The sequence below is a fragment of the Paraburkholderia caledonica genome (genome assembly GCF_000383275.1).
In the GTDB taxonomy this organism is placed as follows: domain Bacteria; phylum Pseudomonadota; class Gammaproteobacteria; order Burkholderiales; family Burkholderiaceae; genus Paraburkholderia; species Paraburkholderia caledonica.
The window spans coordinates 94,279-107,478 of record NZ_KB911050.1 but is presented as its reverse complement, the minus strand read 5'-3'; the positions used below and the strand labels follow the sequence as shown (position 1 = coordinate 107,478).

At 60.0% G+C, this 13,200-nt stretch carries 13 protein-coding genes; 5 read left to right on the top strand and 8 right to left on the bottom strand.

Annotated features, from left to right (window positions below):
- Positions 1 to 314: 314 nt before the first annotated feature.
- The 3 genes from H281_RS0131295 to H281_RS0131285 all read right to left on the bottom strand — a co-directional run bounded on the left by H281_RS0131295 (position 315) and on the right by H281_RS0131285 (position 2,163).
- Complete coding sequence (locus H281_RS0131295) at positions 315 to 557, bottom strand: hypothetical protein (RefSeq protein ID WP_020071074.1); 243 nt, start codon at positions 555 to 557, stop codon at positions 315 to 317.
- Positions 558 to 748: 191 nt separating this feature from the next.
- Positions 749 to 1,387, bottom strand: a complete 639-nt coding sequence (locus H281_RS0131290) for an SDR family oxidoreductase (RefSeq protein ID WP_020071073.1) — start codon at positions 1,385 to 1,387, stop codon at positions 749 to 751.
- Positions 1,388 to 1,632: 245 nt separating this feature from the next.
- Positions 1,633 to 2,163 carry a DUF1269 domain-containing protein gene (locus H281_RS0131285; protein WP_020071072.1) on the bottom strand — a complete coding sequence of 177 codons (531 nt, stop codon included), beginning with the start codon at positions 2,161 to 2,163 and terminating at the stop codon, positions 1,633 to 1,635.
- Between the two features lie 432 nt (positions 2,164 to 2,595).
- Here H281_RS0131285 and H281_RS0131280 point away from each other — a divergent pair, with 432 nt between their 5' ends.
- On the top strand, positions 2,596 to 3,249 hold the full coding sequence (locus tag H281_RS0131280; RefSeq protein WP_020071071.1) for a BON domain-containing protein: 654 nt from the start codon (positions 2,596 to 2,598) through the stop codon (positions 3,247 to 3,249).
- A gap of 115 nt (positions 3,250 to 3,364) precedes the next feature.
- On the opposite strand, the gene H281_RS0131275 is transcribed toward H281_RS0131280, so the two are convergent.
- Positions 3,365 to 4,192, bottom strand: coding sequence for a helix-turn-helix domain-containing protein (locus tag H281_RS0131275; protein ID WP_027805105.1), 828 nt, complete (start codon positions 4,190 to 4,192; stop codon positions 3,365 to 3,367).
- Between the two features lie 446 nt (positions 4,193 to 4,638).
- On the opposite strand from H281_RS0131275, the gene H281_RS0131270 reads away from it, so the two are divergent.
- From H281_RS0131270 to H281_RS0131260, 3 genes are all read left to right on the top strand, one after another.
- Positions 4,639 to 5,214 (top strand): HdeD family acid-resistance protein, encoded by a 576-nt coding sequence (locus H281_RS0131270; protein WP_020071069.1) that lies wholly within the window; start codon positions 4,639 to 4,641, stop codon positions 5,212 to 5,214.
- 143 nt (positions 5,215 to 5,357) lie between these two features.
- Positions 5,358 to 5,993, top strand: coding sequence for an Hsp20/alpha crystallin family protein (locus H281_RS0131265; protein WP_020071068.1), 636 nt, complete (start codon positions 5,358 to 5,360; stop codon positions 5,991 to 5,993).
- A 174-nt stretch (positions 5,994 to 6,167) separates the two neighbouring features.
- A complete protein-coding gene (locus H281_RS0131260; RefSeq protein ID WP_020071067.1) occupies positions 6,168 to 9,002 on the top strand; it encodes an ATP-dependent Clp protease ATP-binding subunit in 2,835 nt (944 codons plus the stop codon).
- Between the two features lie 53 nt (positions 9,003 to 9,055).
- Here H281_RS0131260 and H281_RS0131255 read toward each other — a convergent pair whose 3' ends face one another.
- On the bottom strand, positions 9,056 to 9,328 hold the full coding sequence (locus H281_RS0131255; RefSeq protein WP_020071066.1) for a UBP-type zinc finger domain-containing protein: 273 nt from the start codon (positions 9,326 to 9,328) through the stop codon (positions 9,056 to 9,058).
- A 59-nt stretch (positions 9,329 to 9,387) separates the two neighbouring features.
- Positions 9,388 to 10,623: an NAD(P)/FAD-dependent oxidoreductase gene (locus tag H281_RS0131250; RefSeq protein WP_027805104.1), complete on the bottom strand. Its 1,236-nt coding sequence runs from the start codon at positions 10,621 to 10,623 to the stop codon at positions 9,388 to 9,390.
- 292 nt (positions 10,624 to 10,915) lie between these two features.
- On the opposite strand from H281_RS0131250, the gene H281_RS0131245 reads away from it, so the two are divergent.
- Complete coding sequence (locus H281_RS0131245; protein ID WP_020071064.1) at positions 10,916 to 11,482, top strand: phosphate-starvation-inducible PsiE family protein; 567 nt, start codon at positions 10,916 to 10,918, stop codon at positions 11,480 to 11,482.
- A 113-nt stretch (positions 11,483 to 11,595) separates the two neighbouring features.
- Here H281_RS0131245 and H281_RS0131240 read toward each other — a convergent pair whose 3' ends face one another.
- Both H281_RS0131240 and H281_RS0131235 read right to left on the bottom strand, forming a co-directional pair.
- Positions 11,596 to 11,907, bottom strand: coding sequence for a DUF4148 domain-containing protein (locus tag H281_RS0131240; RefSeq protein WP_020071063.1), 312 nt, complete (start codon positions 11,905 to 11,907; stop codon positions 11,596 to 11,598).
- Positions 11,908 to 12,150: 243 nt separating this feature from the next.
- The gene (locus H281_RS0131235; protein WP_020071062.1) at positions 12,151 to 13,116 is read right to left on the bottom strand and encodes a LysR family transcriptional regulator; all 966 of its coding nucleotides are present in this window, start codon (positions 13,114 to 13,116) and stop codon (positions 12,151 to 12,153) included.
- Positions 13,117 to 13,200: the final 84 nt, after the last annotated feature.

The window sequence follows — 13,200 nt, the reverse complement described above, 5'->3', positions numbered from 1 at the left end:
CGTCCTGATTCCGCTTCTAGCCACTCTAGCCATGGTCCGCGCACGCTTCTTTCCGGTTTCTGCCCAGATCTGTCGCGATCCTGCCGCCACGCGGTCTATCGCTTCATCGCGCCGGATCTGGTCCTCTGCAACGACCCAACGCATGTCCGGCTGCGTTCCGGTCGAGTTTCACGCCGCCGTCATCGGCGTACAGCGTGAGTGCGGCGCAGAGATCATCCGCTTCACTCTCCGAACTCATCGCCTGACCTTACAAGCCGTTGTGTGCCCGACCTCGTTCAACGGAACCGCTCACGCGATCATGCGGCGTTGCAGCGTCAATCCGGCAGAACGAACTCGGTGCGCATGTCTTCGACAATGCGCCGGACCTCGTGGGTGAAGTCGGTGCCCTTCTCGTTGAGCGGCACCATGTTCCAGTTCCTGCCGGCGGCATCGGGCGGGTGCCGTTCGGGCAGCGGTATGCGCACGCGCAGTTCTTCCGGCGTATTCGCGCTTATTTTTGCCACGCGACTTTGCGCTTCATCGCGAATCTGCTCAGCTGAGAAAACGGTCTTCGGCATGGGAGTTCTCCATCGCGACGGGCCGCACGGCTCTGTTCTCGCGGGCAGGCGGCCGACATTTCAGTCTAGTTCGTATTGTCGGAATGTTCGCCCGGACGTTCGCGCCGTTGCGCGCGTGTGAGTGCGCGACGCAACTGGCGGCCTGCGTCACCGCCTATGGCGCGACGATCTGGCATGAGCGGCGCGCAACGTCAATGAAGTGCGGCCAACGCGTCGTCGATCGGTTTGCTGCCACCAGCAAATCCGACGATCCTGTTGACAAGGCCGATCCTGAGCGCTTCGAGCGCGACATCGGCAACATCCTCGCGCGCAACGGGGGCACGGGCGGACTGCGCGTCGGCCACGATCTCAATCTTCCCGGTACCGGGCTCCATAGTCAGTGTGGCGGGACGCAGCACAAGATAATCGAGTCCACTGCCGATCAGATAATCGTCAGATGCGCGCTTCATCTGGGCGTAATGCCGAAGCGCATCTGGAGCGGATTCAGGGGCGTATGCCAGCAAGGTGCTGACGACGATGAAGCGGTCCGCGCCATGCTGCTTCGCGCAATCGACCGCCTTGATGATTGCGTCCCGGTCGATCTGACGCTCCTGCTCGGCGCCCTCGGATTCAGCGGAGCCAGCGGCAAAGATAACCGTATTAACCCCCGCAAGCGCCGCGCAAAAGTCCTGCGTCAGGTCGACGATCACGGGGCTCCCGCCGAGGCTTTCGAAATGGGCCCGCTGCGCCTCGTCGCGCAGCAATGCACGAAACGGAATGCCCGCACGGTGCAATTTTTCCGCGACTAAGCGACCGGTGCGGCCGGTGGCGCCAATTAATGCAATGCTCATCGTGTCTCTCCAGGAAGGCATCCGCGGGATGCGCGAGCTTTCGGTGTGCTGACGCTTTCCCGCAAGCCATCAGATAGCGGGGTTGCGCTCAAGGGCGGCATGGTCAGCTTGCATGGGTTCGCGCGCGGTTGGAAGCGATGTCCGGATCGCACTTCCGTTCGTACTCCGCGTCCGGGTGTCGATCCGACCCAACTGCGAGCTTCGACACAACTCACGACCACGACCGTGATGCAGCGCAGTGATGCTCATGCTGTCGTGCCGCTGCTGTTCAGGCTCTCTAGTGCCTTTTTCAGGCGTTCCTCCTGATCGTTGGTGAGAGACGTTTTCAATACCTTTCCGCCGAAAGGCTTCAGCTCAGGCAGGACCTTGTCGAAATTCACTTGACGCACGAGGATGAAGAGTGCCGACGATCCCGGCTCGATGTTCTGGCCCGTCGAACGCATGAAATCATCATCGATTCCATAGTCCGAGAGCGCGCCCGACAGCGCGCCCGTACCAACGCCGATGGCCATGCCTGTAGCCAGTCCGGCGAGCGGATTGAGCAACATGAGACCAACCAGCGCACCAAACAGGCCACCCCACGCCGCGCCACTGAGCGCGCCGATCTTGACGAGATCGACGGCTTGCTTGAGGTGTACCTTGCCATTCGCGCTGCGGACCAGAACACAGGCATCCTCAAGGTCGATCAGGTGCTCCTTTTGCATCTGCTGGAGTTTGGTCAACACCTGGTCGGCCGTTTCTTCGCCTTTAAAGCTTACAACGACTAAATCGCTCATCGATTTGCTCCTTTTCTCTGGAAATAAGCGCAGACCGCTTACGCGGCAAGACGGTTGCACTCATGCTCAGTGCCGCGCGCAAGATGTCGACCGCGCCGCAAAACAGCAGCGGTGTCAGCCAACCGTGCATGTCGCGCCCGGCGCGCACCCTGGAATGTGGACGGGTCATTGTCGCGATGACGATGACCTCAAGACTAGGTTCTTGACGGTTGCACTTCTTCCTCATTCCTGCGAAGACGTGTCGGATCTCTGCGCTGTGCTGCGCGGCTTTCGAATGTGAACGTAAGGTGGCATTGCGCAAAACTGCGCAGGCGTACGGAAGAAAATGGGCCCGGCGCGTCATACCGTTGCCCTATTGCGGACCGATGCGTGTGGAGTAGGGCGTGGTCCGCGTGCGCGCGTTAGTCCATCAACAAACCGACGAGAAGCGTGATGAGCGCCGACGAAGACCTCAAGCGAGACGTAGAGAACGAACTGAAGTGGGATCCGGACGTCGATGCAGCGGATATCGGGGTTGCGGTCAGGGACGGTGCGGTCACATTGTCCGGTTTCGCGCGCAGTTTCCGGCAGAGGCGCAAGGCCGAAGAGGACGCGACGCGCGTGCGCGGCGTGAGGGGTGTCGCAAACGATGTGGAGGTGCGGTTGCCTTTGATCAACAGGCCGCCCGATCCGGAGATCGTGCGCGAGATCATTGCTCAACTGCAGGTCGAATTGCCTGATGCGGCGGACACCATCAAGGTGGTTGTCAGGGACGGAGATGTGACGCTGAAGGGCGAAGTCGAATGGGACTACCAGCGCCGCCGCGCGGCAGATACGGCGCTACGGGCGAGCGGCGTAACCGGCCTGACGAACGAGATTGAGATCAAGCCGAAGGTCGAGCCCGACGACCTCAAGCGCAAGATCGAGGACGCGTTCAAGCGCAACGTGGAAGTCGACGCACAGCACATCACTGTGGAGGCCGAAGGCAATAATGTCGTCCTGCGCGGCACGGTCCGCTCGTGGGCCGAGCGCGAGGAGGCCGAGCGGGTAGCATGGCTTGCCCCCGGTGTGATGCGGGTCGACAACCGGATCACCGTCGATTACTGACAGGTTCGCGGGTCATAAATCAAGGCGAACCCGCATAGTTCCCCCGCTACGGGGGCATCAATCGCGATCGCGGAAGTACAGCGGTTGTTACCTGTTCGCAACTTCGCTAAACGAATTAATTACCGGAGCTCCGGTGGGAAAGCCGGAATGCGCGCGGCGTCACACCGGTATATCTATGGAATACGTCGGTGAAATGCTGCTGCGTCTGAAATCCCGCGCGTGCGCCAACGTCGACCAACGGAATGGTCTCCTCGCACAACATCGCTCTCGCAAATTTCACTCGTTCGAGTGTCACGTACAGATGGGGCGGGCTTCCCGTCGCCGTTTTGAAAACGCGTGCAAACTTTGAAACACTCATGTTCACCAGAACTGCGAGTTGCTCGACCAGAATGGTTTCGGCGATGTTGTCGTGAACGAAGGCTTGAATGCGAGCCAGCATTTGACGCGTAATAGGCATGTCCGGCTCGGTCGCACCAGCACAGTGCCCGTAACGGACAGCGATGTGCACCGAAATGACATCGGCAAAAGCGTCGGCGCACGCAGCGTCGAAAAGATCCGCGTTCGCCAAGGCATTCAATGTATCCGCGGCCTCGCGCAAAAAGGGATCCCAAGACTCGGACCATTTCGGGAGGGCGTCAAACGCTTCTTGCGAGACTTGGCCCAGTACGCTCGGTCTAAGTGCGATAAGCCATCCGCTGAGATCGTTGTCAGCGTTCGTGGCCAACTGCGCCGCCCCGGTAATAACTGCGACAAATGGAGCACTTATGAGAATCGAGTGACTCGTTCCAAGGTCGTCGGAGCCCACAGCCTGCACAACAGTGTTACCCGTGGGTATGACGAGCCGAAATCCTTGCACCAGATTCAGCTCGCCATTGTTGAAAACGACGTTCATCGGTTGGCAGCGTAACCCGTGATCAGGAGTCGATCCTATTGCTTGCTTCATGATGAGCAAAGTCTCCTTCTTGCGTTGGCGCATACCTAAGCTTAGGCCGAATTGAAGGCTGCTTTAGGCGGGTTCGTAATATGGGCAGAAGCAACCGGCTTCGTTGACGGAGCGCAGTTTCATTGCTGGGCAACCCGGCACGACGTTTGACACGATGATTCAAAACGATACCGACCTGTCCTGTGCCACAAGAATGTCATGAATGACGCAATGCACGGACCGTGCGCTGCAAAGTTCATGTTAGAACTCCTCACGGCGAACCGCTATAAGACGCGGTGATGGCTCGGGTCATTTCGGTGCATCCGGGATACCAATCTGGATGCTGTTCGCCATGCGTCCTGACTCAACGCAGAATTGCGAAACACATGGCAGAAACGCGAAAGAATCGCAGATGCGTGGAGCCTAGACTGAAGTTCATTAACTGACGTTACGGCTCGGAGTCCCACATGGATGAACTACTTGGGCGCGCCTGGTGGATGCTCATTCTGCGCGGCACGGTAGCGCTGCTGTTCGGCATGCTGGCGCTGTTCTGGCCGGGTCTTACTCTGCTACTGCTCATCACTCTTTTCAGCGCCTACGCAATTGCCGGCGGCATTGTCACGATCGTTGCGGCCATCCGCTACCGCTCGACGCACGGCACGTGGTGGGTGCTCTTGCTGCTGGGTATCTGCAGCGTCGCAGCTGGTGTGATAGCCGCGTTAGTGCCGGGACTTACTACGCTTGTGCTGATCGCCGTTATCGGTGCAAACGCGATTATCACCGGCGTACTCGATCTGATCGCGGCAACCCGGCTGCATAGGCGTCTGCGCAACGCGTGGATGCTGGTGCTCACCGGAGTGCTCGCCGTGCTGTTCGGCATCTTCGTGCTGGTCTTTCCGGGCGCCGGCGCACTGACGCTTGTCTGGCTGATCGGCGTGTATGCGTTGTTCACGGGCGCGCTGCTTTTCGTACTCGGCATCACTGCGCGTGCCTGGCACCATGACGGCCTGACCGGCGAGCCACACGCGCCTTTACATCCGTAAGTGCACCGCTGGCGGGACTCGTCGTGGGTCAAAAGGTCACCCCCGCGGCAAACCTCGCATCCGGAGATCGAGTGGACCGTCCGTCTCCTCCAGTGGTCCGGCCTCAGGTCTGGCACTGGCGTACCTCACGCAGGGAGAATCACATGCTTCTCGATCTCGACAAATGGAACCCGTTCCGGTTCTTGCGCTCGCACACCGCGCAACAGAGCGCATCGGGCGGCGCCGGCGCACCGAACACCAGTCAGCAAAGCGCGAGGTCAAATGCGCAACAGACTGGCGGCACGCAAACGGGTAACGGTGCACCGGCGGCAGCCGCTGCTGCGCCGGTAGCACTTTCAGCTGCCGCGTGGCCGCTGCCCGATCCGATTCATCTGTTGGCCGAATTGATACGCGATCCGTTCGGCGGCCGTGGACCGCTCGGAAGCTGGTTCGGCGACTTCAGCGCCAGCGAGTTTCAACCGCGGATCGATGTTACCGACGAAGGCGACGCACTGCGTATCGTCGCCGAATTGCCAGGCATGACCCGTGACGACGTCGAGCTCGAAGTGGTTGAAGACATGCTGATCATCAGTGGCGAAAAGCGCCTGGAATCGACGAGCGAAGAACAAGGATGCTATCGCGTCGAGCGGTCGTTTGGACACTTTCAGCGCGCGGTCCCACTGCCCGCAGGCGTCGATCTCGATCGGGTAGAGGCCAGATTTGAAAACGGCGTGCTGACGCTGCGCGTTCCCAAAGCGGCCGGAGAACCGGCACCGAAGCGGCGCATCGAGATCAAGTGAAGATCCGCACTCCTCAGCCATGCCTGTCGTGAACAACCGGTCAGCTTCCGCGGTCTCGATGAAGTCCGGCGCGCAAACAGGGGCGGCATCGGAATAAGCAGCGGAACAGAGATTTTCCACCCACCCATTACCCGCCCGCAAAGCGATGCGCTCTCGGACGGACAGGAGATCATCATGGCCGAGTGCAGTGTTTGTGGAAAGCCAGCAACCTCGCAGATCACGATCACCGAAAACGGCCAACGCCGTCAGCTGATGCTGTGCGATCAGCACTACATGGAGTTCATGGCGCGCAATCAGCGCCGCCTGTCGCCGCTCGAATCCCTCTTTCACGGCGGACTTTTCGAAAGTCTGTTCGACGACATGTGGCCGCAGATGGAAGACGACCGCGGCAGCCGGTCACGCATTAGACGCGCGCCGGGACAATCCGGCGGCGCGGAGCAGGATACAGGCACCGGTAGCGGACAAATCGGCGATTCAGCGGGAGGACAGTCGGGCGGCCGGACACGCCGTCATCGCCGTGCGCGTGAAGCGGTGGACCTGCAGACGTACCTGAGCCAGAGCGGTCTGGACCGCCTGCAAGCTGCGGCGCAAGCAGCCGTCGAATACGGCAAGAACGAAGTCGATACGGAACACCTGTTGCTGGCGCTCGCCGATAACAATGTCGTGCAGGAAGTCCTGCGGGAATTCAAGCTCGATCCCGAAGAGATCAAGAAGACCATCGACCAGACGGCGCCGCGCGGCACCCGCAAGGAGCCGAGCGACAACGAGCAGATCGGCGTGTCGCCACGCGCCAAAAGTGCACTGGAAAACGCGTTGAAGGCGTCGCAGGAACTGGGTCACAGCTACGTCGGGCCTGAACATATTCTGATAGGGCTCGTCGAGGAAGAAGACGGGTTTGCAGGTGAATTGCTGCGCAAGCTCGGACTGTCGTCGCCATCGCTGCGGCAAAAAGCAGTCAAGGTGGTCGGCCAGGGTGCCGAAGACGGCAAGATGGAGGGCCGCTCGACCACGCCCACGCTCGACAAGTACGCGCGCGATCTCAGCGCGCTTGCGCGTCAAGGCAAGCTGGATCCGGTGATCGGCCGTGACAAGGAAATTGAAACCACCATTGAAGTGCTCGCGCGGCGGCGCAAGAACAATCCAGTGCTGATCGGCGAGCCCGGTGTGGGCAAGACCGCTATCGTCGAAGGTCTTGCGCAACGCATTGCTCAGGACCAGGTGCCGGAGGTGCTGCGTGGCAAGCGGGTGGTCGAGCTGAATATCAATAGCGTCGTGGCAGGCGCGAAGTATCGTGGCGAGTTCGAGGAACGCGTCAAGCAGGTGCTGGACGAGATCATCGAGAACCAGGACCGTCTGGTGGTGTTCATCGACGAACTGCATACCATTGTCGGCGCTGGCCAGGGCGGCGGCGAAGGCGGTCTGGATATCGGCAATGTCTTCAAGCCCGCGCTCGCTCGCGGTGAGTTGCACCTCGTGGGCGCGACCACGTTAAACGAATACCAGAAGTACATTGAGAAGGATTCGGCATTGGAGCGGCGCTTTCAGCCAGTCATGGTGCCTGAGCCGAGCGTCGAGGAAACGATCGAGATTCTGCGTGGACTGCGCGACCGGCTCGAAGCGCATCACAAGGTAAAGATCACCGAAGAGGCGATCGATGCTGCTGCAAAGCTCTCGGACCGCTATATCGCCGCACGCTTTCTGCCAGACAAGGCAATCGATTTGCTCGATCAGGCCGCCGCACGCGTGCGCATTTCGTCGAATTCGCGTCCGCAGCCATTGCACGATGTCGAGGCGACCATCCGCCGTATCAAACAGGAACAGGACGCGGCCAGCGCTGCAAAGAAATTCGATAAAGCCAAGGAACTGGAAGAGAGGCTCGTCACCGAACAGAAACGCCTGCATGAAGCCACTGAAACGTGGAAGAAAGAGCGCGGCACCAGTTCGCAGGAAGTCACGGCGGAGGATATTGCGCAGATCGTTTCGTCGCTCACGGGTGTGCCGTTGGCTGAACTCACTGCTCAGGACCGTGAAAAGCTGTTGCGACTGGAAGACCGCCTGAAGGAGCGCGTGGTCGGCCAGGATGAAGCCGTCTCCGCCGTCGCCAAAGCAGTGCGGCTTTCGCGCGCCGGTCTGACAGAAGCCGGCAAGCCGACTGCCAGCTTCCTCTTTCTGGGCCCAACGGGCGTCGGCAAAACCGAACTCGCGAAGGCGCTTGCCGCTTCGGTGTTCGGCGACGAGAACGCGCTGGTGCGCATCGACATGAGCGAGTATTCGGAGCGCCACACGGTGGCACGGCTAGTTGGTGCGCCGCCCGGATATGTCGGCTACGAGGAAGGCGGCCAACTCACCGAGCGCGTGCGGCGCAGGCCATATTGCGTGGTGCTGCTCGACGAAATCGAAAAGGCGCACTCGGAGGTGCACAACCTCCTGCTGCAACTGTTCGACGAAGGGCGCCTCACCGACGGCAAGGGACGTCTGGTCGATTTCACCAACACGATCATCATCGCGACCAGCAACGTTGGCTCACAGGTGATCCAGGACAACATGAAGGCCGACTCGAAGCAGCTCGACTATCCTGCACTGCGCGACCGGTTGATGGAAATCCTGCGGCATCATTTCAAGCCGGAGTTTCTCAATCGCGTCGACGAGGTGGTTGTGTTTCATGCGCTCGGCAAGGAGCAGATTCGCAGCATCGTCGATCTGCAACTTGCGCGCGTACGGCGTACGGCGCTGGCCCAAGGCATCGATCTGTCGTTCGACGATGGCTTGCGCGATCACCTTGCGCAGATCGGCTATGACCCCGAGTTCGGCGCGCGGATGCTCAAACGTAAGATTCGGCTCGAAGTGGAATCGCAACTCGCCGATGCGCTGCTGCGAGGCGACGTGCGCGACGGCGACAAGGTCACAATGACCTACGACTCGGGTACGCATTCGGTGCGTGTGCAAAAAGGAGCAACGCCTGCAGAAGCGCCCAGCGAGGCGCCAAAACAGGCACCGGCGCATGCGTGACGCGGGCATGCCGAAGAACGCAAAACCGGCCGCACGTGCGGCCGGTTTTGCCGTCACGACTCAAGCTCACCTACGACGATCTCGTCGCGATAACACCAGATCCACGTTTCGCCGGGTTCGATTGAACGGACCAGCGGATGGCCGGTCGCGAGAAAATGTTTGCTTGCATGCCGGTTGGGCGACGAATCGCAACAGCCGACGTGTCCGCACGAAAGACAAAGCCTTAAATGTACCCACGGCTGGCCGAGCTTCACACAATCCTCGCAATAGTCGATGGGCGTGTGGAAAATGCGGGCCGCGCCTTGGTGCGTGCAACCAGGGGTCATGTTCGTACTCCTCGGACAAGGTACGCGCAGAGGCGCGTGGATCAAGGTTGCGCGTCCGCTCAAGCGCTAGTGAGATAGCGATGCACCAGCGCCACAGCCATTGCGCCTTCGCCCACTGCTGACGCCACGCGCTTGATCGACGCGTGACGCACGTCGCCTGCTGCGAATACGCCGGGCATAGATGTTTCCAGATGCAGCGGCGCGCGCTCTAACGGCCAGTTGAAGTGCGCCCGGTATTCCTGCAGGTCGGGACCGGTCACGAGGTAGCCGCCTTCATCGCGGACAATGCCGACCTCCTGCGCCCACTCGGTCTGTGGCACCCCGCCAATGCACACGAATAGCCAGTTCGTCTTTACCGTGCTTTGCCGGCCGGTGCGGATATCGGTCAGCGTGACCTCCTCCAGCACGTCACCGCCTGCGAGCGCGGTAACTTCGGTGCACGTGCGTACTTCGATGTTCGGCGCGGACGTGATGCGATCCACCAGGTAATGCGACAACGTGTTCTTGAGCGATGTGGCACGCACGACCATGTAGACGCGGTTGGCCGACTGCGAAAAATGCATGGCGGCCTGTCCTGCCGAATTGCCGCCGCCCACCACATATACGTCTTCGCCATCGATCAGCTCGGCTTCACTCGCACCGGCGCCATAGTAGAGACCCGCGCCGAGAAAGCGCTCTTCACCCGCGAGGGCCAGCGTGCGATATGCCACCCCGGTCGCGCAGATAGACGTGCGCGCCGTGATACGTGTGCCGTCTTCCAGAGATACGATGCCACGGCCTGGCGGAAACTCCGCGTGCACGCCGGCGCGCGCCAGCAGGATTTCGGCGCCGAACTTGACGGCCTGAACGCGCGCCCGCTCTGCGAGTTCCGCGCCGCTCAAGCCCTGTGGGAAGCCCAGGTAGTTTTCGATTTTCGAGCTGCTGCCTGCCTGGCCGCCCAGTGCCCAACGCTCCACTAGTACCGTTTGCAGCCCCTCCGATGCACCGTACACTGCCGCGCTCAATCCCGCTGGTCCCGCGCCGTAAATCGCGAGATCGTAGGCCTCACGGGATGGACTTGCGAACCAGCCGAGCTTTTCGGTGATTTGCCGGATGGTCGGACATTCGAGCCGCGTGCCGTCGTGGAAGACGCAAACCGGCAAGCGCGAGTCGGAAAGATGCTGAACGTGCGCCAGTTCCTCCGCTTCTTTATCGCTGCGCAGCTCGATCCATTCGAACGGAATGTCGCTCCGATGCAGGAAGTCGCGTATTGCGTAGCCGTTTGCGCTGCGCATGGGTCCATAGATTCTGACCATGAAATGCTATCCGCCTTAGATGACGTTCACGAGCAGGCGACCGCGTTGGGATAACCGCGGTCCGCCATATTGGTGCATCGTAAGCACACGGTGAGTGGGCGTCTTTCGCGATACTCCCGGATTTTGTTCGCTTTCCGCCGATCGTTCCTTTACATCGCGACGCGCTCGACTTCCGCGTCTTCCGATTGAATGACGCATACGCTCTTGCATGCCGTGCATGCGTCTACGATGCTTCAAGTCTAGTCGTTAATCCGGGTATGCTTGGACAATCCGGCCGCTGCGGAGCCAAATCATGGAAAGAAAGAAAAGCTGGCTGCGTAAGGATCTCGATACGCTACGCGTACAGTGGGATCTGCTCACCTTTTATGAAAGATTCGAGCAGATTGTCACGCATGTCCTGAGCGTGGTGATTTCTATCATCATCCTCGTGTCGCTCTGGCAGTTGATTCGCGCGGTGATTTTGTTGCTGGTTTCGAACGCGCTGAACCCGCTGGATCACGAGGTGTATCAGACCGTTTTCGGCATGATCATGACGCTGTTGATCGCTATGGAATTCAAACATTCGATTACGCGCGTGATGGCCCGGCGCGATCACATCGTGCAGGTCAAAACAGTACTTCTGGTTGCGCTGCTGGCTATCGCCCGCAAATTTATTATTCTGGATCCCGCCGGTGCGCCGGCACAGATCGCGGCGCTTGCGTTTGCGTTGGTGGCGCTGGGGAGCGTCTACTGGCTGATGCGGCAGCGTGATGACCCGATCGACGCAACGGCCGCCGCGCAAGCGGAACGAGATCGCGTTGCGCTCGCGCAGCGACGGCAAAGGGCAGGGGCCGGCGAAGGCGAGCAGGGCGACAATTGACCCGAGTTCCGGCAACACGAGACCGACCGCATATCGATCTACGACGGAACCCGACGGCGCGGATGACCAGATACTTTTGCATCCTCCTGCCGCGCACATTCAAAACTAATGCATTACGGGTGGTTGTACATCGCGTTCCAGTCCGCATTTGTCACTGACGGGTGTCCTGATCCCGACGAACCCTTTACCTCACCGCCGTAACCGCTTGTCGCGCCGTTCTGCGCAGCAACCTTGGCTTCAGCAGCCTGAATGGCTTCGGGATAGTGTGCGTTGTCGCCGTCACCAACGTGATAGCCCGCGTTTTGCAACTGGGTCAGTTCGGCGCGTACCTGTGCACGGGTGACTGACCCATTCGATTGCGCGAACGACACTACCGGAGCAGCAAGGGCAGCGGCAACGACAACGGCGTGAATGAGAGACTTCATGATTACCTACCTCCAGACTTGTTTGTCCTGCTACGAACAGCCCTGTTCGTAAACCAGTGATCACAGTCTAAATAAGCAGGCGCTTAAAATTAAGGGTGCTCCGTGCAGAAGATTGTTCTTGGATTTGGGTAAACCTCTCGTTCGCGGGAACTCATTGCGCATGTGCAAAGGCAGATGCTTCGTCACGCCGCCCGTGAGAGATTTCGGTATCTGCAAGGTGTGACAGACCTATGTATGGCCGCGCTATCCGCGCGGCTTCGCATCGCTGCCGCTATCGGTCCGGCCAATCTCAGCCAGCAAAGCCTCGTCGCGGGCGATCACCTTTGGCAAATGCGCGCGCAAAAACTCCACCCATGTCCTCGTCTTTGCGTCGATAAACTTCCGCGACGGATACAGCGCATAAACGTGCATCTTCTGCAGCGTGTAGTCCGGCAATACGCGTATTAACGTGCCATCCCTCAATCCGGCGATTGCCGCGTAAAGCGGCACCATACCAATGCCCATCCCTTCCCGGATCGCAACGACGAGCGACTCCGCGATATTCACCTGCACCGGGCCGTCGATCTGCATCGCCTCACTGCCGTTTGGCCCGTCGAGTATCCACTCGTGCGGCGCGAATGCGGGCGTCTGCAGAATCAGGCACTCATGGTCTGCAAGATCCGCCGGCCGCTTCGGCGCACCGTGCGTTTTTACATACGAGGGCGATGCGCACAGTATGCTGAACGTCGTTCCAAGCGGGAACGAAACGAGGTCGGAATCGGGTAGTGCAGAAGCGCCAATCACGGCGACATCCGCGCTGCCTTCGAAAAGATCCGGCATGCGCTGCGACAGTGTCAGCTCAACGGTCACGTCGGGATAAAGCGCGCGATAGTGTGCGATGGCGGGCAGCACATAGTGTTGTCCGATACTCGCAAAGCTATGCATACGGAGCGCGCCGCTCGGGCGTTCGTGGGCACAACTCGCTTCTTCTTCCGCTGTGTCGATATCCGCAAGAATCTGTTGACATCGCTTGAGATAACGCTCGCCTGCGGTAGTGAGCGCGAGACGGCGTGTGGAGCGATTGAGCAAGCGCGTGCGCAGATGAGCCTCCAGTTCGGAGACTGCGCGTGACATGGCGCCGGTCGTCGAATTAAAAGACTGAGCGGCGGCGGTGAAACTGCCGGCCTCCACTACGCGCACGAAAACGCGCATGTTCTGTAATGTGTCCATCGATCACTGACGCGTGCAGCGGAAGTGGGAGTCGGGATTGTTTGCTCAAGCGCAGCGGCGCGTTGACTGTGCCTCAGCGCTCAG

What these genes read in the sequence shown, in the direction of transcription:
- H281_RS0131295 (WP_020071074.1), bottom strand. Translation starts at nt 557, where the DNA reads ATGCCGAAGACCGTTTTCTCAGCTGAGCAGATTCGCGATGAAGCGCAA.
- H281_RS0131290 (WP_020071073.1), bottom strand. Translation starts at nt 1,387, where the DNA reads ATGAGCATTGCATTAATTGGCGCCACCGGCCGCACCGGTCGCTTAGTC.
- H281_RS0131285 (WP_020071072.1), bottom strand. Translation starts at nt 2,163, where the DNA reads ATGAGCGATTTAGTCGTTGTAAGCTTTAAAGGCGAAGAAACGGCCGAC.
- H281_RS0131280 (WP_020071071.1), top strand. Translation starts at nt 2,596, where the DNA reads ATGAGCGCCGACGAAGACCTCAAGCGAGACGTAGAGAACGAACTGAAG.
- H281_RS0131275 (WP_027805105.1), bottom strand. Translation starts at nt 4,192, where the DNA reads ATGAAGCAAGCAATAGGATCGACTCCTGATCACGGGTTACGCTGCCAA.
- H281_RS0131270 (WP_020071069.1), top strand. Translation starts at nt 4,639, where the DNA reads ATGGATGAACTACTTGGGCGCGCCTGGTGGATGCTCATTCTGCGCGGC.
- H281_RS0131265 (WP_020071068.1), top strand. Translation starts at nt 5,358, where the DNA reads ATGCTTCTCGATCTCGACAAATGGAACCCGTTCCGGTTCTTGCGCTCG.
- H281_RS0131260 (WP_020071067.1), top strand. Translation starts at nt 6,168, where the DNA reads ATGGCCGAGTGCAGTGTTTGTGGAAAGCCAGCAACCTCGCAGATCACG.
- H281_RS0131255 (WP_020071066.1), bottom strand. Translation starts at nt 9,328, where the DNA reads ATGACCCCTGGTTGCACGCACCAAGGCGCGGCCCGCATTTTCCACACG.
- H281_RS0131250 (WP_027805104.1), bottom strand. Translation starts at nt 10,623, where the DNA reads ATGGTCAGAATCTATGGACCCATGCGCAGCGCAAACGGCTACGCAATA.
- H281_RS0131245 (WP_020071064.1), top strand. Translation starts at nt 10,916, where the DNA reads ATGGAAAGAAAGAAAAGCTGGCTGCGTAAGGATCTCGATACGCTACGC.
- H281_RS0131240 (WP_020071063.1), bottom strand. Translation starts at nt 11,907, where the DNA reads ATGAAGTCTCTCATTCACGCCGTTGTCGTTGCCGCTGCCCTTGCTGCT.
- H281_RS0131235 (WP_020071062.1), bottom strand. Translation starts at nt 13,116, where the DNA reads ATGGACACATTACAGAACATGCGCGTTTTCGTGCGCGTAGTGGAGGCC.